This window comes from Streptomyces sp. NPDC004732 (genome assembly GCF_040609235.1).
Classification (GTDB): Bacteria; Actinomycetota; Actinomycetes; order Streptomycetales; family Streptomycetaceae; genus Streptomyces.
The window spans coordinates 468,565-485,051 of sequence record NZ_JBEXJR010000003.1 but is presented as its reverse complement, the minus strand read 5'-3'; the positions used below and the strand labels follow the sequence as shown (position 1 = coordinate 485,051).

16 protein-coding genes are annotated in these 16,487 nt (G+C 72.3%); 8 read left to right on the top strand and 8 right to left on the bottom strand.

The window, feature by feature from the left end:
• Positions 1-28: 28 nt before the first annotated feature.
• A complete protein-coding gene (locus tag ABZV77_RS11270) occupies positions 29-577 on the top strand; it encodes a hypothetical protein (protein WP_356253587.1) in 549 nt (182 codons plus the stop codon).
• On the opposite strand, the gene ABZV77_RS11265 is transcribed toward ABZV77_RS11270, so the two are convergent.
• Positions 558-1,607, bottom strand: coding sequence for an O-antigen ligase family protein (locus ABZV77_RS11265; protein ID WP_356253584.1), 1,050 nt, complete (start codon positions 1,605-1,607; stop codon positions 558-560). The genes ABZV77_RS11270 and ABZV77_RS11265 overlap by 20 nt on opposite strands.
• 252 nt (positions 1,608-1,859) lie before the next feature.
• Here ABZV77_RS11265 and lnt point away from each other — a divergent pair, with 252 nt between their 5' ends.
• The 5 genes from lnt (at position 1,860) to ABZV77_RS11240 (ending at position 8,494) form a co-directional block, all read left to right on the top strand.
• Positions 1,860-3,473: an apolipoprotein N-acyltransferase gene (lnt, locus tag ABZV77_RS11260; protein WP_356253581.1), complete on the top strand. Its 1,614-nt coding sequence runs from the start codon at positions 1,860-1,862 to the stop codon at positions 3,471-3,473.
• 104 nt (positions 3,474-3,577) lie between these two features.
• Positions 3,578-4,060, top strand: coding sequence for an NUDIX domain-containing protein (locus ABZV77_RS11255; protein WP_356253578.1), 483 nt, complete (start codon positions 3,578-3,580; stop codon positions 4,058-4,060).
• A 65-nt stretch (positions 4,061-4,125) separates the two neighbouring features.
• Entirely contained in the window at positions 4,126-5,313 is a 1,188-nt protein-coding gene (locus tag ABZV77_RS11250) for a methyltransferase (protein ID WP_356253575.1), read from the top strand.
• 167 nt (positions 5,314-5,480) lie between these two features.
• Positions 5,481-7,847 carry a phosphoketolase family protein gene (locus ABZV77_RS11245; protein WP_356254289.1) on the top strand — a complete coding sequence of 789 codons (2,367 nt, stop codon included), beginning with the start codon at positions 5,481-5,483 and terminating at the stop codon, positions 7,845-7,847.
• A complete protein-coding gene (locus tag ABZV77_RS11240; protein WP_356253572.1) occupies positions 7,835-8,494 on the top strand; it encodes an alpha-ketoglutarate-dependent dioxygenase AlkB in 660 nt (219 codons plus the stop codon). Before ABZV77_RS11245 ends, ABZV77_RS11240 begins: the two co-directional genes overlap by 13 nt.
• 3 nt (positions 8,495-8,497) lie before the next feature.
• Here the strand turns inward: ABZV77_RS11240 and ABZV77_RS11235 are convergent, their stop codons facing one another.
• Positions 8,498-9,220: a 2OG-Fe(II) oxygenase gene (locus ABZV77_RS11235; protein ID WP_356253569.1), complete on the bottom strand. Its 723-nt coding sequence runs from the start codon at positions 9,218-9,220 to the stop codon at positions 8,498-8,500.
• Positions 9,217-9,714 (bottom strand): methylated-DNA--[protein]-cysteine S-methyltransferase, encoded by a 498-nt coding sequence (locus ABZV77_RS11230; protein WP_356253566.1) that lies wholly within the window; start codon positions 9,712-9,714, stop codon positions 9,217-9,219. Before ABZV77_RS11230 ends, ABZV77_RS11235 begins: the two co-directional genes overlap by 4 nt.
• A gap of 200 nt (positions 9,715-9,914) precedes the next feature.
• Here ABZV77_RS11230 and ABZV77_RS11225 point away from each other — a divergent pair, with 200 nt between their 5' ends.
• Positions 9,915-11,936, top strand: a complete 2,022-nt coding sequence (locus ABZV77_RS11225) for an NADPH-dependent 2,4-dienoyl-CoA reductase (RefSeq protein ID WP_356253563.1) — start codon at positions 9,915-9,917, stop codon at positions 11,934-11,936.
• Between the two features lie 41 nt (positions 11,937-11,977).
• Positions 11,978-12,511 (top strand): PadR family transcriptional regulator, encoded by a 534-nt coding sequence (locus ABZV77_RS11220; RefSeq protein ID WP_356253560.1) that lies wholly within the window; start codon positions 11,978-11,980, stop codon positions 12,509-12,511.
• Positions 12,512-12,554: 43 nt separating this feature from the next.
• Here the strand turns inward: ABZV77_RS11220 and ABZV77_RS11215 are convergent, their stop codons facing one another.
• The 5 genes from ABZV77_RS11215 to ABZV77_RS11195 all read right to left on the bottom strand — a co-directional run bounded on the left by ABZV77_RS11215 (position 12,555) and on the right by ABZV77_RS11195 (position 16,440).
• Entirely contained in the window at positions 12,555-13,163 is a 609-nt protein-coding gene (locus tag ABZV77_RS11215; protein ID WP_356253557.1) for a hypothetical protein, read from the bottom strand.
• Positions 13,164-13,259: 96 nt separating this feature from the next.
• The gene (locus ABZV77_RS11210; RefSeq protein WP_356253554.1) at positions 13,260-14,396 is read right to left on the bottom strand and encodes a Gfo/Idh/MocA family oxidoreductase; all 1,137 of its coding nucleotides are present in this window, start codon (positions 14,394-14,396) and stop codon (positions 13,260-13,262) included.
• On the bottom strand, positions 14,393-15,187 hold the full coding sequence (locus ABZV77_RS11205; RefSeq protein WP_356253551.1) for a sugar phosphate isomerase/epimerase: 795 nt from the start codon (positions 15,185-15,187) through the stop codon (positions 14,393-14,395). The genes ABZV77_RS11210 and ABZV77_RS11205 overlap by 4 nt, the downstream gene beginning before the upstream one ends.
• 142 nt (positions 15,188-15,329) lie before the next feature.
• Positions 15,330-15,833 carry a hypothetical protein gene (locus tag ABZV77_RS11200; RefSeq protein WP_356253549.1) on the bottom strand — a complete coding sequence of 168 codons (504 nt, stop codon included), beginning with the start codon at positions 15,831-15,833 and terminating at the stop codon, positions 15,330-15,332.
• A 175-nt stretch (positions 15,834-16,008) separates the two neighbouring features.
• Positions 16,009-16,440, bottom strand: coding sequence for a nuclear transport factor 2 family protein (locus tag ABZV77_RS11195; protein ID WP_356253546.1), 432 nt, complete (start codon positions 16,438-16,440; stop codon positions 16,009-16,011).
• Between the last annotated feature and the right edge of the window lie 47 nt (positions 16,441-16,487).

Sequence of the window (16,487 nt, the reverse complement as noted above, 5' to 3'; positions counted from 1 at the left end):
GCGGCGGAATCTGAGTAGTCTCGACTGCATGAAGGACCACGCCCCCGAAGAGCGGGCCGCATCCGACAGCCCGCACGAAGTCTGGACCGGACGCGCGACCAACCGCGTCCAGTGGCTGCTCGCGTGCGCCGGTGCCGCCTGCATGGCGCTCGGCATCGAGCTCGCGGTCGACTCCATGTGGACCTCGGGTGTCGCACCGCTGGCCATGTCCGTCGTGGGATGCATCGCCGTCGGACTCCTGATGCTCTTCGGGACGCTCGCCTTCGTCCATGTGGCCGTGAAGGTCGAGAAGGACTACCTGGAGGTGCGCTGCGGCCACCTGGGCCTGCCGCGCCGCCACATTCCGCTCTCGCACGTCGTCGGCGCGGACTTCGCGCCCGCCGTGACGCCCCGGCAGTGGGGCGGCTGGGGATACCGCTGGCGCCCCGAGAAGGGCACCGCCGTGGTGGTCCGGCGCGGTGAGGCTCTGGTGCTGAGCCTGGGCGACGGCCACAAGTTCACGGTGACGGTCGACAACGCCGAGTCGGCGGTGCGTGCGATCAGGGCCCGTCTGGGCCTCACCGGTACCCCGAGCTGACCGCGGCGCCTTCCTGCTGCTCGTCGGCCAGGGGCCGTGCCGTTGCGATCCCCGCGAGGATCCCCGCCCCGGTCGTCACCGTCGTCACGCTCAGCGCGTTGCCCACCGCCGCCACGGCCGTCAGTGCCGTGAGGGCCGCGCCCGCCGACAGGACGACCTGGGTCGAGCCGGGGGAGAGCCAGAGCGCGTACAGGAGCCAGCAGAACACCGCGGCCAGCAGCCCCACCCCGACGAGCCCCTGCTCCGACGCCTGCTGGAGCGCGGCCGAGTGCGGCTTGTCGTCCGCCAGGAAGTCGCCGGAGTCGCGGGTGGCCACCGGGCTGACATCGCCGAACCTGCCGGGGCCGACCCCCATGGCGGGCTCCCGCTCCGCGAGGCCGAGCGCGTCCTGCCAGAGCAGCACGCGGTGGTGGCCGACGCTGCCCTCCAGCGGGGCCGTCAGACCCTCGGGGAGCGAGTCGTCGGCCAGGGCCAGCGAAGCGCCGGTGACCAGCACCGACGCGACGGCAAGTCCGATGATCCCCAGGGCCCGGTGCCGCAGCCGGGCCGCCGCGAGCGAGCAGAGCAGCACCACGACGGATCCGGCGCAGCCGACCGGCGAGCCGAGGGCCGCCGCGGCACCGGCGATCCCCGCGGCGAGCAGCCGCAGCGCGAGACGTGCCGAAGGGACCCGGGCCGCCCAGGCCGCGCAGCAGGCCGCACCGGCCGAGAGGATCAGCAGCGCGGCGGTCGCACCGGTGTGGCCCAGGGGAGAGGAGGGGCTGAGCGTGAGGCGCGGCGCCGCCACGGCGAGGCCGAGCCCCCCGAGCGCTCCCGCACACGGCGCGGCGACCGGCAGCAGCGCCCCGCAGATCCGTCCGCCCGCGTAACCCGCGGCCACGGCGAGCACCGCGAGGAGCATCCCCTCGGGGCTGCCGCCGTGCACACCCGCGGTGATCAGTGCCCAGGCGGCGCAGGCGCCGAGCAGCGCGCCGCCCGTCGCGTCGGACGCGCTCCGCCGCTCGTGCGCCGCTGCCGGACCGGCCGGCACGGCCGTACCCGTTGACCTCACCCCGTCGCCCCCCGGTATGTGACGGGTCCCCACCGGCACGGACCGCTCCACGGTGACGTGGACCGGACGGCCTCGGGGACTCGGCCACACGCTAATGGCTGACGCCCCACTTTGGGACCAGTTGTGCAGGAACGATTCGTCGAACATCCGCGCGCCGGGTTCCCCGTCGCCCGGCGGAGCCCTCCCCGCCCGAGCTGTCGGCGCCCAGGTGAGGCGCCGTACACTCCCCGAGTGACCGCCACCACCACTCCCGTGGACGAGCCGGACCGGCTCGATCCGCAGCCCCCGCAGGCCTCCCGTGCCGCGCGCCTCCTGCGCCGATTGGTGCCCGCCGCCGTGGCGGCCCTCTCCGGAGTGCTGCTCTACGTCAGCTTCCCGCCCCGCACCCTGTGGTGGCTTGCGCTCCCGGCCTTCGGCGCCCTCGCCTGGTGTCTGCACGGCCGCACCTGGAAGGCGGGCCTCGGCCTCGGCTACCTCTTCGGCCTCGGCTTCCTGCTGCCGCTCCTCGTGTGGACCGGCGTCGAGGTGGGCCCGGGCCCGTGGCTGGCGCTCGCCGCGGTCGAGGCGGTCTTCGTCGCCCTCGTGGGCGCGGGCATCGCGGCCGTCTCCCGGCTGCCCGGATATCCGCTCTGGGCGGCGGCCCTGTGGATCGCGGGAGAGGCGGCACGCGCGCGCGTGCCGTTCAACGGATTCCCCTGGGGGAAGATCGCCTTCGGCCAGGCGGACGGCGTGTTCCTGCCGCTCGCCGCACTCGGCGGCACCCCCGTGCTCGGTTTCGCGGTCGTCCTGTGCGGCTTCGGGCTGTACGAAGTCGTGCGCCAGGTCATCGACGTACGCGGCACCCGCGTCGTGCGCCGGGGCGCGGCGGCCGTCGCCGCGCTCAGCGTGCTCGTCCCCGTCGTCGGCGCCTTCGCGGCGCGCCCGCTCGTCAGCGACGAGGCGGAGGACGGCACGGCGACCATCGCCGCGATCCAGGGCAACGTCCCGCGCGCGGGACTCGGCTTCAACGCCCAGCGCCGCGCGGTCCTCGACCACCACGTGCTCGAGACCGAGCGCCTCGCCGCCGAGGTGAAGGCGGGCAAGGCCAAGCGCCCGGACCTCGTCCTGTGGCCGGAGAACTCCTCCGACATCGACCCGTTCACCAACCCCGACGCGCGCCTCGCGATCGAGGGCGCGGTCAAGGCCATCGGCGTGCCGGTCTCCGTCGGCGGGGTCGTCGAGACCAAGGACGGCAAGCTCTACAACGAGCAGATCCTCTGGGACCCCGAGAAGGGCCCCACGCACACGTACGACAAGCGGCAGATCCAGCCGTTCGGCGAGTACATCCCGCTGCGCTCGCTGATCAGCGCGTTCAGCAGCGACGTCGACAAGGTGCGCCGGGACTTCAGCCGCGGCACCGAGCCCGGCGTCTTCACGATGGCCGGAACGAAGGTGGGCATCGCCACCTGCTACGAGGCGGCCTTCGACTGGGCGGTGCGCGACACCGTCACCCACGGCGCGCAGATCATCTCGGTGCCCAGCAACAACGCCACCTTCGACCGCAGCGAGATGACCTACCAGCAGCTCGCCATGTCCCGGATCCGCGCGGTCGAGCACAGCCGCGCCGTCGCGGTCCCGGTGACCAGCGGCGTCAGCGCCGTGATCATGCCCGACGGCAAGGTCAGGGCGAAGACGAAGTGGTACACCGCCGACTCGCTCGTCGAGGAGGTCCCGCTGCGCTCGTCACAGACCCCCGCCACCCGGCTCGGCGTGCTGCCCGAGGGCATCCTGGTCCTGATCGCCGCGGGCGGTCTCGGCTGGGCCGTGACGTCGGCGGTGCGGGCCCGGCGGAGCGCGGAGAAGTAACCGCAGAGAAGTAACCGCGGAGAAGCAACTGCCGCCCGCGGGGCCCCGATCGGTGATTCCGGGCCCCGGACCGGGCGGTGGTGCGGCGCAGTTAGGGTCGGACCATGGCTACTCCTGATTTCATCCGCACCATTCGGGCCGACGCGGGCCAGCAGCTGCTCTGGCTTCCCGGAGTCACCGCCATCGTCTTCGACGACGAGGGAAGGGTGCTGCTGGGGCGGCGCTCCGACAACGGCAGGTGGTCGGCGATCGGCGGCATCCCGGAGCCGGGTGAGCAGCCCGCGGAGTGCGCGGTGCGCGAGGTGTACGAGGAGACGGCCGTGCACTGCGTGCCCGAGCGCGTGGTCCTGGTGCAGGCCCTTGAGAAGGTGACCTACGACAACGGCGACATCTGCCAGTACATGGACACCACCCTGCGCTGCCGTGCCGTCGGCGGCGAGGCGCGGGTCAACGACGACGAGTCGCTGGAGGTGGCGTGGTTCGACGTGGACGCGCTGCCCGAACTGCACGACTTCTCCCTGTCCCGGATCAAGCGGGCACTGGCGGACGAGCCCACCTGGTTCGAGCCCGCCCAGCCTGCACAGTGAGCCGCGGAGCCCCCGCACCTACCCTGCGGGGGCTCACCGCTCTCCTCCGTTAGCCTGAGGGCACGATGAACCGTTTGAGCACGTCATGGGGCGCGTACGACCTCACCCGCTTCCCGGAGGACCCCCGCGACCAGCTGCGCGCCTGGTCGGCGGCCGACGCCTATCTGCTGAGGCAGTTGACGGGCGAGGAGGAGGCGGCGCCCGACGGCTTCTCCGACACGGTCGACCTCTCGGGGACGGTGGCCGTCCTCGGCGACCGATGGGGCGCACTGACCACCGCCCTCGCCGGGCACGCGCGCGTGCCGGTCCAGATCACCGACTCCTTCCTCGCCCAGCAGGCGACCCGCGCCAACCTCGCGCGGGCGGGCCACGCGCCGGACGCGGCCCGTCTCCTGACGACCAGGGACGCCCCGCCCGCCCGCGTCGACGTGCTCCTCGTCCGCGTACCGAAGAGCCTCGCGCTTCTGGAGGACCAGCTCCACCGGCTCGCGCCCGCCCTGCACGAAGGCACGGTCGTCATCGGCACCGGCATGGTCACCGAGATCCACACGTCGACGCTGGACCTCTTCGAGCGGATCATCGGCCCGACCCGGACCTCGCTCGCCCGGCAGAAGGCACGGCTCATCTTCGCCGCCCCGGACCCGGCGCGCGCCGCCGGAGCCAACCCCTGGCCCGGCAGTTACGTGCTGCCCGCCGACTCCGGGGCGGGCGCGGGCCTCACCGTCGTCAACCACGCGGGCATCTTCTGCGCCGACCGCCTCGACATCGGCACCCGCTTCTTCCTCAAGCACCTGCCGCGCGCCCGCGGCGGCGCCCACGTCGTCGACCTGGGCTGCGGCAACGGAGTGCTCGGCACCGCCGCCTCCGTCGCCGACCCCGACGCCACGGTCACCTTCATCGACGAGTCTTTCCAGGCCGTCGCCTCCGCCGAGGCCACCTTCCGCGCCAACGCCGCGGACGGCGCCAAGGCCCACTTCGTGGCCGGTGACGCCCTCGCCGCCGTACCGCCAGGGACGGTGGACGTCGTCCTGAACAACCCGCCGTTCCACAGCCACCAGGCCACGACCGACGCGACCGCCCGCCGCATGTTCACCGGCGCCCGCGCCGCGCTGCGCCCCGGCGGTGAGCTGTGGGTCATCGGCAACCGCCACCTCGGCTACCACGTGCAGCTCCGCAAGCTCTTCGGCAACGCGGAAGTCGTCGCGAGCGACCCGAAGTTCGTGCTGCTGCGGGCGGTCAAGGGCGAACGCTGACTCCTCGCGGCAGGGGGCTGTTCCGGTCGGGGCCTGTTCGGCCCTCCCGCGGACGGCCGCACGGTGGCAGCGTCATGGGCGGGCCCGGCCCGGTGGCGGTCGTCCCGTACGGCTGATGTGCTGGGACGCGGAGCCGTCCCGTACGCACCGAACCCCGCGAGGAGGACCTGGTGGCACCCGTGGCGAAGGACCGGCTGGCCGCACTGGACGCCCACTGGCGCGCCGCCAACTATCTGGCCGTCGGCCAGATCTACCTGATGGGCAACCCCCTGCTGGCCGAGCCGCTGCGGCCCGAGCACATCAAGCCGCGGCTGCTCGGACACTGGGGCACCTCGCCCGGCCTCAACCTGGTCCACACCCACCTCAACCGCGTCATCCAGGAGCGGGACCTGGACGCACTGTGCGTGTGGGGTCCGGGCCACGGCGGTCCCGCCGTCCTCGCCAACTCCTGGCTGGAGGGCAGCTACACACAGACGTACCCGGACGTCACGCGGGACGCGCAGGGGATGGCACGGCTGTTCCGGCAGTTCTCGTTCCCCGGCGGCGTGCCCAGCCACGTGGCCCCCGAGACGCCCGGTTCGATCCACGAGGGCGGCGAGCTGGGCTACTCGCTCGCGCACGCCTACGGAGCCGCCCTGGACAACCCCGACCTCCTGGTCGCCTGCGTGATCGGCGACGGCGAGGCCGAGACCGGTCCGCTGGCCGCCTCCTGGCACTGCAACAAGTTCCAGGACCCCGTGCACGACGGCGCGGTCCTGCCGGTCCTCCACCTCAACGGCTACAAGATCGCCAACCCGACGGTGCTGGCCCGGCTGCCCGAGTACGAACTCGACGCGCTCCTCAAGGGGTACGGACACGAGCCGCTGTACGTCGCCGGTGACGAGCCCCGCGAGGTGCACCAGGCGCTGGCCGCGGCGATGGACCAGGCACTCGACCGCATCGGCGCCATCCAGCAGGCCGCCCGGAGCGGCGGCGGCGCGCACGGCCGCGCCCCCTGGCCGATGATCGTGCTGCGCACGCCCAAGGGCTGGACCGGCCCGGCCACCGTGGACGGTGAGCCCGTCGAGAACACCTGGCGGGCGCACCAGGTGCCGCTGTCCGGAGTCCGCGAGAACCCGGAGCATCTGCGGCAGTTGGAGGAGTGGCTGCGGTCGTACCGCCCCGAGGAGCTCTTCGACGGGGACGGCCGCCCCACCGAGCAGGTCGTGTCCTGCGTTCCGCAGGGCGAGCGCCGACTCGGTGCCACCCCGCACGCCGACGGCGGCAGGCTCACCCGACGGCTGCCCGTCCCGCCGCTCGAGCGGTTCGCCGTCACCGTCGACAAGCCGGGCACGACGCTGCACGAGCCGACCCGGATCACGGGCGGTCTGCTCGCGCAGGTCATGGCGGACACCGCGGAGCGCCGCGACTTCCGGGTCGTCGGCCCGGACGAGACCGAGTCCAACCGGCTCGGCGCGCTGTACGACGTCACGGGCAAGGCTTGGCAGGACCGGACCCTCGGCACGGACGAGCACCTCGCGAGCGACGGCCGCGTCATGGAGGTCCTCTCCGAGCACCTCTGCCAGGGCTGGCTGGAGGGATACACCCTCACCGGGCGCCACGGCCTGTTCTCCTGCTACGAAGCGTTCGTCCACATCGTCGACTCGATGGTCAACCAGCACATCAAGTGGCTGAAGACCTCGCGCGCGCTGCCCTGGCGGGCGCCCGTGCCGTCGTTGAACTACCTGCTCACCTCGCACGTGTGGCGGCAGGACCACAACGGCTTCTCGCACCAGGATCCGGGCTTCGTGGACCACGTCCTGAACAAGAGCCCCCATGTCGTACGCGTCTACCTCCCGCCGGACGCCAACACCCTGCTCTGCGTGACCGAGCACGTCCTGCACAGCCGCGACTACGTCAACGTCGTCGTCGCCGGGAAGCAGCCCTGCTTCGACTGGCTCTCCCTCGACGACGCCCGCGCCCACTGCACGCGCGGCGCGGGCGTCTGGGCGTGGGCCGGGACGGAGGACGGGGCGCGGGAACCGGACGTGGTCCTCGCCTGCGCCGGTGACGTGCCCACGCAGGAGGTGCTCGCCGCGGCGGCGCTGCTCCGCGCCCACCTGCCCGAGCTCACCGTGCGCGTCGTCAACGTCGTCGACATCGCCCGCCTGATGCCCAGCGGGGAACACCCGCACGGGATGGCCGACTCCGAGTTCGACGCGCTTTTCACCCGCGACAAGCCGGTGATCTTCGCGTACCACGGCTATCCGTGGCTGATCCACCGCCTCGCCTACCGCCGCACCGGCCACGCCAACCTGCACGTGCGCGGCTACACGGAGGCGGGCACGACCACCACGCCCTTCGACATGGTCGTCCGCAACGACCTCGACCGGTACCGCCTCGTCATGGACGTCATCGACCGCGTCCCCGGCCTGGCCGTGCGCGCGACGGGCGTGCGCCAGGCGATGGCCGACGCCCGCACCCGCCACCACGCCTGGATCCGCGAGCACGGCACGGACCTCCCCGAGGTCGCCGACTGGACGTGGCCGTACTGAACGAGCTGTTTCCGAGGAGCCGCACCGCCCTCGGCCCGGGGGCGGTGCACGTGCCGGACTGGCTGGCACCGGAGGCTCAGCTGGGGCTTCTGGAGGCCTGCCGGGAGTGGGCCGGGCCGCCCGCCGGGCTGCGTGTGGTCAGGACGCCCGGCGGCGGCTCGATGACGGCGCGGCAGGTCTGCCTGGGCTGGCACTGGTATCCGTACGGGTACGCGCGCACCGTGGTCGACGGGGACGGCGCCCCGGTGAAGCCGATGCCGCCGTGGCTCGCCGGTCTTGGCCGCCGGGCGGCCGAAGCGGCCGGTCACGACGTCGAGGACCCGTACGACATCGCCCTCGTCAACTTCTACGACGCCGACGCGCGGATGGGCATGCACCGCGACAGCGACGAGAAGTCGGACGCCGCGGTGGTGTCGCTGAGCCTCGGGGACACGGGCGTCTTCCGCTTCGGCAACACGCAGACGCGCACGAAGCCCTACACGGACATCGAGCTGCGCAGCGGTGACCTGGTGGTCTTCGGCGGTGCCTCACGGCTCGCCTATCACGGGGTGCCGCGCGTGCTCCCCGGCACGGCGCCGCCGGACCTTGGGCTGACCGGGCGGCTGAACATCACGCTGCGCGTCAGCGGTCTCACCGAGGATCGGTGAGGATCACGCCGCGTCGTGGAAGACGAGCCCCAGCGACCTGCGCAGCCCCGACCGCACCGTGCTCACCCCGTGCCGCACCGGCCCCGCGGACCAGCCGCGCGCGGAGCGGACCGGGCGGTCGCGCGTGGTGAAGACGAGGCCGTGGCCCTGCTTCAGGACCGTCGAAGTTCCCCTGGACTGGGCCCGCGGCCGCTGCTCGACGAGCAGGAACTCGCCGCCCGTGTAGTCGCTGCCCTGCTCGTCCAGGCCGATGACGACCTGGAGCGGGAAGACCATGTCCCCGAACAGGTCGCGGTGCAGGGCGTTCCAGTCGCCCTCCTCGTAGCGCAGCAGGATCTGGGCGGACTTGGTCTGGCCCGCCACGTGACACCGGTCGAGCCACTCCTCCAGGGAGTCCGGCCACGGGGCCGGGCGGCCGAGGCGGTCCGCCCAGCCGCGGGCGACGGCGAGCAGGTGCGGATAGAGCGCCGCGCGCAGCTCGGCGACGGGGCCGGGGAGGTCGTGGGTGAAGTAGCGGTACTGCCCGGAACCGAAGCGGTGCCTGGCCATGTCGACGGTGGAGCGGAACAGGGTGGGGTCGTCGTAGAGCTCGGCGATGCGGCGGCACCCTGCCGGGTCGATCAGCCGGGGCGTGAGCGCGCAGCCGTGCGCGTCGAGCTCGGTGGCGAGCGCCGCCCAGTCCGCCGAGTCGACCGCCGCGCCGGGCGTGCGTGCGGTGGTGGTCACGCCGCCTCCAGATCGAGGAGCAGCTGCTTGCGCTCCAGGCCGCCCGCGTATCCGGTGAGGGAGCCGTCGGCGCCGATCACTCGGTGGCAGGGGCGCACGACGAGGAGCGGATTGCGTCCGATGGCGGTGCCGAGGGCGCGGACCGCGGCGCGGGAGAGGCCGAGCTGTTCGGCGAGCCGCCCGTAGGTGGTCGTGGTGCCGTAGGGGACCGAGTCCACCGCCGCCCAGACCTTGCGCTGGAATGCGGTGCCCGCCCCGGTGGCGTACTCGATGTCGAAGTGCGTCAGACCGCCGGAGAAGTACGAGCGCAGCTGCGCGGTGATCGAGTCGAAGGCCGCGTCGTCGCGCACCCAGTCCGCCAGGACGGCGGCGCCGCCCTTCTGGCCGGGCACGGACAGCGAGACCAGCGCGGTGCCGCCCTTGGCGGTGGCCGACTCCTCGCCCACCAGCAGCAGCTCGCCCAGCGGGCTGTCGGTCGTCGTGTAGACGGTCATCGGACTCTCCTCGGTGGTGCCTGGTTCGCTGAGCTTGACGTGGTCAAGTCTGGCTCGCGCGCGCGAGCCGGGCTGGCGGGATTCGGACATCGCCCTGGGGTCCCGGGAACGAGACTCCGCTCACGCTTTATGCAACTAGTTGCATAACGGTAGTGGCTGGTCTACAACTGTTCTGTAGACACCGCGTACGGAGGGGCCGCATGAGCCGTTACCCGAACCTGCTGAACCCGCTCGACCTGGGCTTCACCACCCTGCCCAACCGGGTCCTCATGGGCTCCATGCACGTGGGCCTCGAAGAGGCACCGAACGGCTTCGAGCGGATGGCGGAGTTCTACGCGACCCGCGCGCGCGGCGGCGTCGGCCTCATCGTCACCGGCGGCATCGCCCCGAACGAGCTGGGCCGCCCCTGGGACGGCGGCGCCAAGCTGACCACCGAGGCCGAGGCGAAGGAGCACGAGGCGATCACCGCCGCCGTGCACGCCGAGGGCGGGAAGATCGCGATGCAGATCCTCCACTTCGGGCGGTACGCCTACCACGACAAGCTGGTGGCCCCGAGCGCCCTCCAGGCGCCGATCAGCCCCTTCGTGCCCCGCGAGCTCACCGGCGACGAGGTCGAGCAGACCGTCGAGGACTTCGTGCGCGCCGCCGAGCTCGCCAAGTCCGCAGGCTACGACGGCGTCGAAGTCATGGGCTCCGAGGGCTACTTGATCAACGAGTTCATCGCGGCCCCCACCAATCAGCGCACCGACCGCTGGGGCGGCTCCTACGAGAACCGCATCCGCTTCCCCGTCGAGATCGTCCGCCGCACCCGCGAGCGCGTCGGCGCCGATTTCATCATCATCTACCGCCTCTCCATGCTGGACCTCGTCCCCGGCGGCTCGACGCTCGACGAGGTCGTCCAGCTCGCCAAGGAGATCGAGGCGGCGGGCGCGACCATCATCAACACCGGCATCGGCTGGCACGAGGCGCGCATCCCCACCATCGCGACGTCGGTGCCGCGCGGCGCGTACAGCTTCGTGACGAAGAAGCTCATGGGCGAGGTCTCCGTGCCGCTCGTGACCGTCAACCGCATCAACACCCCCGAGATCGCCGAGCAGTTGCTGGCGGACGGCGCCGCCGACATGGTGTCGCTGGCCCGCCCGCTGCTCGCCGACCCCGACTTCGTCAACAAGGCGAAGGACGAGCAGCCCGAGGCCATCAACACCTGCATCGGCTGCAACCAGGCCTGCCTGGACCACACCTTCAACCTGCAGATCACCTCCTGCCTGGTGAACCCCCGCGCCTGCCACGAGACCGAACTCGTGCTCGCGCCCACCCGCACCAAGAAGCGCCTCGCCGTCGTCGGCGCGGGCCCTGCCGGTCTCGCCTTCGCCGTCTCGGCGGCCGAACGCGGCCACGACGTCACCCTCTTCGACGCCGCCGACGAGATCGGCGGCCAGCTCAACGTCGCCCGCAAGATCCCCGGCAAGGAAGAGTTCGACGAGACCCTGCGCTACTTCCGCACCCAGCTCGACCTGCGCGGCGTGGACGTCAGGCTGAACACGGTCGTCACCGCGGACGAGCTCACCGGGGACGCCTTCGACGAGGTGGTCGTCGCCGCCGGTGTCACCCCCCGTACCCCCGAGATCCCCGGCATCGACCACCCCAGCGTCGTCGGCTACCTCGACGTGCTGCGCGACGAGGCGCCCGTGGGAGAGCGCGTCGCGATCATCGGCGCGGGCGGCATCGGCTTCGACGTCGCCGAGTTCCTCACCGACGGCGGCGAAAAGGCGAGCCTGGACCCGGCGACGTACTTCCGGCAGTGGGGCGTCGACATGGACTACCGCGAGCGCGGCGGCCTGACGAAGCCCGAGCGGCCGACGCCGCCGCGCACCGTCCACCTGCTGCAGCGCAAGACGTCCAAGGTCGGCAAGGGCCTCGGCAAGACCACGGGCTGGATCCACCGCACCGAACTGCGCCACCGCGGCGTCGCGATGGTGGCGGGCGTGAGCTACGACCTGATCGACGACGCGGGCCTGCACATCACCGTCGAGGGCGAGTCCTCCGTGATCCCGGTCGACACGGTCGTGCTCTGCTCCGGCCAGGAGCCGCGCCGCGGCCTGTACGAGGAGCTCGTCGCGGCCGGGTCCGCGGTGCACCTCATCGGCGGCGCGGACGTGGCCGCCGAGCTGGACGCCAAGCGCGCCATCAAGCAGGGCACGGAGCTGGCCGCCGCGCTGTGAGGCGGCCCCGCCTTCGGCGGCGCCGTCCCTAGGATTGCCCCATGTCACTCCCGCACGCGATCCTCACCGCGCTCCTGGAGAAGCCCTCGTCGGGCCTCGAACTGACGCGCAGGTTCGACAAGTCGATCGGCTACTTCTGGTCGGCGACGCACCAGCAGATCTACCGCGAGCTGGGCAGGCTGGAGCGGGACGGCGCCATCCGGGCGCTGCCGCGGCAGGGGGCGACGCGCGGGCAGAAGAAGGAGTACGAGGTGCTTCCGGCGGGCCGCGACGAGCTGGCCCGCTGGACCGCCGCCAGCCAGGACCCCAAGCCCCTGCGCGACACCCTCCTGCTGCGTCTGCGCGCCGCCGCGGTCGTCGGCACGGCGGGCGTCCAGGAGGACCTGCACCGTCATCTCGCCCTCCACCGGCGGCAGTTGGCCGAGTACGAGGAGATCGAGAAGCGGGACTTCCCGCCCGGCAAGGACGCGGTCGAGGACCGGCTCCGCCATGTGGTGCTGCGCGCGGGCATCGACCTGGAGACGTTCTGGACGCAGTGGCTCACGCGGACGATCGAGGAACTGGAGGCGCCGTGACGGACACGGCGCCCCGAGTCCACCAGCGGCCGACGACGCGCCGCTAGCTGATGTTGATGTGGATGTTGAAGCGGATGTTCACCACGGTGCAGAAGAAGTTGCCCTGCTTGGTACGGCGTTCCAGCGTGTCCCCGGTGGTGCCCTTGCCCTTCTGCTCCTTGTTCTCGACCGGCAGGTAGTCGAATCCGCGGAACACCTTGTTCTCAGCCTTGACCGCGATGCCGCCCACCCGCCGCCAGTGGCCGCACAGGTCGTCGTAACGGTCCTGGGAGAGCTTCGGGCCGAAGGTCATGTTGAGGCCGCCGCCGTCGATGTACTGGGCGCACACCTGCTTGAAGATGCTGACGGCGTGGTCGTCGAAGGTGTCGACGTCCTCGATCTGGCCCAGGATCTCGTCCCTGTCGTCGGAGATCTTCTCCCGGCGGGCCTGCTTCTGCGTCGCGCTCTGGCGGTCCTGCATGTCCTTGAGCACGGCCCGTTCGGCCGTGTCGATGCCGTTCTCCTTGGTACAGGCGATCTCGAGGGTGTTCTTCCAGGTGGCGGCGGAGATCCACTCCCGAGAGAAGTCGATGCGGTCGCAGAAGGCGAGCAGCAGCTCCTCCGCCTCCTTCTCGCTCTCCGCGTAGACGACGCCCTTGTACTCCTTCGTCATGGCGACTCTCCCTCCCCGGTGCCGCGGGTGCGGCGCTGTGTGGGTCCGGGCGCGCGGCCCGGATGCGCAACGTCTCACCGGGCGGGGAGGCCGTCATCAGGTGGCGCGTCTTCCGCTCCCCAGGGTCGGCTCCTCGGGGTCCCAGCCTTCAGGCAGCGGCTCCGGCGGCACGATCCGGGTGCCGATGGGGAGGAACTCGGCACGCTTCGCGGAGTGCGTGATCGCGCTCATCGTCTGCAGGACGTGCAGCGCGAGCGCGCCGGACGCCCGGTGGGCCCCGCCGCCGCGCACGGCACGGGCCATGTCGACCACGCCGAGTCCGCGGCCGTCGGTCCGCCCCGGCACGGGCAGTTCGCGCCAGACGTCGGAGCCGTTCGGGAGCAGCTTCAGCGGCCCGCCGAACGTGTTCGGGTCGGGCACGGAGAGGGTGCCCTCGGTGCCGGTGATCTCGAAGCGGATGCGGGGCAGCGCCGAGTCGAAGCTGAACGTCGAATCGGCCCGCACCCCCGAGGCGAACAGGATGAGCGACGACACGTGCGTCGGTACGTCGACGGGGAAGGCCTGGCCCGCCTTGGGCCCCGACCCGACCACCCGCTCCTCGCGGGCGCGCGCCGCCGTCGCGGCCACCCGCTCCACGCTGCCGAACAGGGCGACGAGCGAGGTCAGGTAGTACGGCCCGAGGTCGAAGAGCGGCCCCGCGCCCGGCTGGTAGAAGAACGCGGGATCGGGATGCCAGGCTTCCGGTCCGAGGCCCTGCGTCACCGTCGTCGCCGCCACCGGAGCGCCGATGTGCCCGGCCGCGACGGCCCGCAGCGCCGACTGCAGGCCCGCGCCGAGGAACGTGTCCGGCGCGTTGCCGACGAGGAGCCCGCGCTCCGACGCCTCGGCGAGCAGCTTCTCCGCCTCCGCGGGCGCGAGGGTGATGGGCTTCTCGCCGTAGACGTGCTTCCCGGCGCGCAGGGCGGCTGTCGCCACCTGCGCGTGGGCGGCGGGCACGGTGAGATTGACGACGAGCTCGACCTCGGGCAGGGCGAGGACCTCGGCCGGACCGCCCGACACGGGTATGCCGTGGGTGCGGGCCACGGCCGCGGCCCGCTCCTCGTCGAGGTCGGCGACGGCCACGACCCGGACGTCGGGGAAGCGGCTCAGCGTACGCAGGTACTGGGCGCTGATGACGCCCGCGCCGACGACGGCGACGCCGACCGGGCCCGAGCCGACGGGTGCCGAGGTCATGCCGCCTCCAGCGAGCTGAGGTACCTGCGGCTGGCCGCGAGCTCGTCGAAGAGGGTGTCGGCGTCGCCCGCGCAGGAGTCGAACTCGACGATCCGCCAGGCGTCCGGAGCGGCGGCGAGGATCTCCGGCACGGGCATGGTGCCGCCGCCGACCGCGACGTTCGGGTCCTCTTTCGTGCCGGGCCCGTCCTTGAGGTGCAGGGCCCGCACGCGGTCGCCGAGGCGGCGCAGGAGCTCGGGGACCTCGGCGCCGCCGACCGCGGCCCAGTAGGTGTCGATCTCCAGGAACACGGCGGGGTCGAGCAGTTCGGCGAGCACGTCGACGGCGTGCGGGAGCAGCGCTTGTCCGTCGCCTCCGTTACCTGCGTCGCCTGCGTCGTCGAAGCGGGGCTCGATCTCCCACCAGTGGTTGTGGTAGCCGATGCGTATGCCGTGCCGACGGGCCACCTCGGCAAGGGAGTTGAGACGGTCGGCGGTCCGTGCGAGGCCGTCGCGCGAGGCGAACTCCTCGGGCGGGATGCCCGCGGGGACGATCGCCAGGTCGGTGCCGAGCACCGCCACCGCGTCGAGGACGGGGTCCGGGTCGGGACCGAGCAGTTGCACGGCGTGCGTGCCGGACACGGTGAGCCCGAGGTCGTCGACGATCCGCCGCAGCCCCTTCGGGTCGCCGAGCACGTCGTACGCCTCCACCGCGCCGTACCCCAGACCGGCGAGGCGGCGCAGCGTCCCCTCCCGGTCGGCGACGAGCTGATCGCGCACGGAGTAGAGCTGAACGCTGAGCGGTCGTGGCATGAACGCGCCCTCCCTGTCGGCTGGGAGGACGGTAAGTCGGTTCGGTGGGGCGGGCAAGGGTGCCTCGGCATGCGACTGCCGCCCCTCCTCGGTGGTGACGGAGGGGCGGCAGCCGGTGGTGCCGTGCCGGTCGTGGCCCCGATCAGGTACGTCCGGCAGCTCCGCGACGGCGCAGGTACCAGACGCCGCCGACCGCCGCCGCGGCCACCAGCGTCCCGCCGCCGACGAGCGTCAGCGTGCCCCGGTCCTCGGAACCGCCGCCGAGCCCGCCGCGGACGCCGCGCGCGGGCGCGGTCGTCGAGGAGGTCGTCGGCGTACTGCCGACGGTGACGGTCTGCGGCCCGACCGACGTGCCGTCCTTGCAGGAGACGAGCACGGTGTAGGAGCCGGAGCTGACGTTCTGCCAAGAAGCGCTGCCGTTGACCAGCTCCGCCTGTTGGCCTCCGGCGAAGCTGGCGTTGGCGGCGCCCATCAGCGACGCCGTGCCGCCGTCGGTGCATGCGGCCGTGGTGGCCCGCACCGTGGAACCGGTGGCGGTGACGGTGAGGTCGCCGCCGCCCGCGAACGCCGAAGGAGCGGTCAGGAGCAGCGGCAGCGCGCCGGCGGCGATCAGGCCGGTACGGACGCATATCTGACGGGTACGCATGAGTCTGCCCTCCGGTGACACGGGAGGCGGTACAACCCATGCGCCGCCGCAGTCGGGGAAGGGCCCGTGCTACCTGACGAAGAGCCAACGTGCCGCGAGCGGGGACCGCATGCGGACGGCCGCCGGGCAGGTGACGGAATCCATCGTCCGGCGCAGACGCGTCGTGGCGGACGTGTCACTGCGGGGCGGGCACCAGGCCGTCCGCGACGAGTCCCTCGTACACCGCCTGACCGAGCGTCTGGACCGCGGACTGCGGGCGCACCATCACGGTGAACTCCTTGATCCGCCCCTCCTCGTCGAAGTGCAGCAGGTCGATGCCGTGGATCTCCTTGCCGTTCACGGTCGTGCGGAAGAGCAGCACGTCCGACTCGGCCTCGGTGCCGTCGGCGCTGGTCTGCGCCTCGCCCGCGTACGCACCCACGTACCGGAAGTCCTCGAACGTGCGCAGCAGCACGCCGAAGAGTCCGAGCACCATGGGGCGGCCTTCGAAGGGCGTGAACTTCACCGGGCTGTAGAAGCGGACGTCCGGAGTGAAGAGCTCTTCGAGGGCGTCGAGATCGCGCTGCTCCACGATGGTGCGGAAGCGCGCGGCGGTGGGGTGGGTCATGTCTGCTCCATAGCTCCATAGTCATGAATCTGAGTAGTCACATTGAT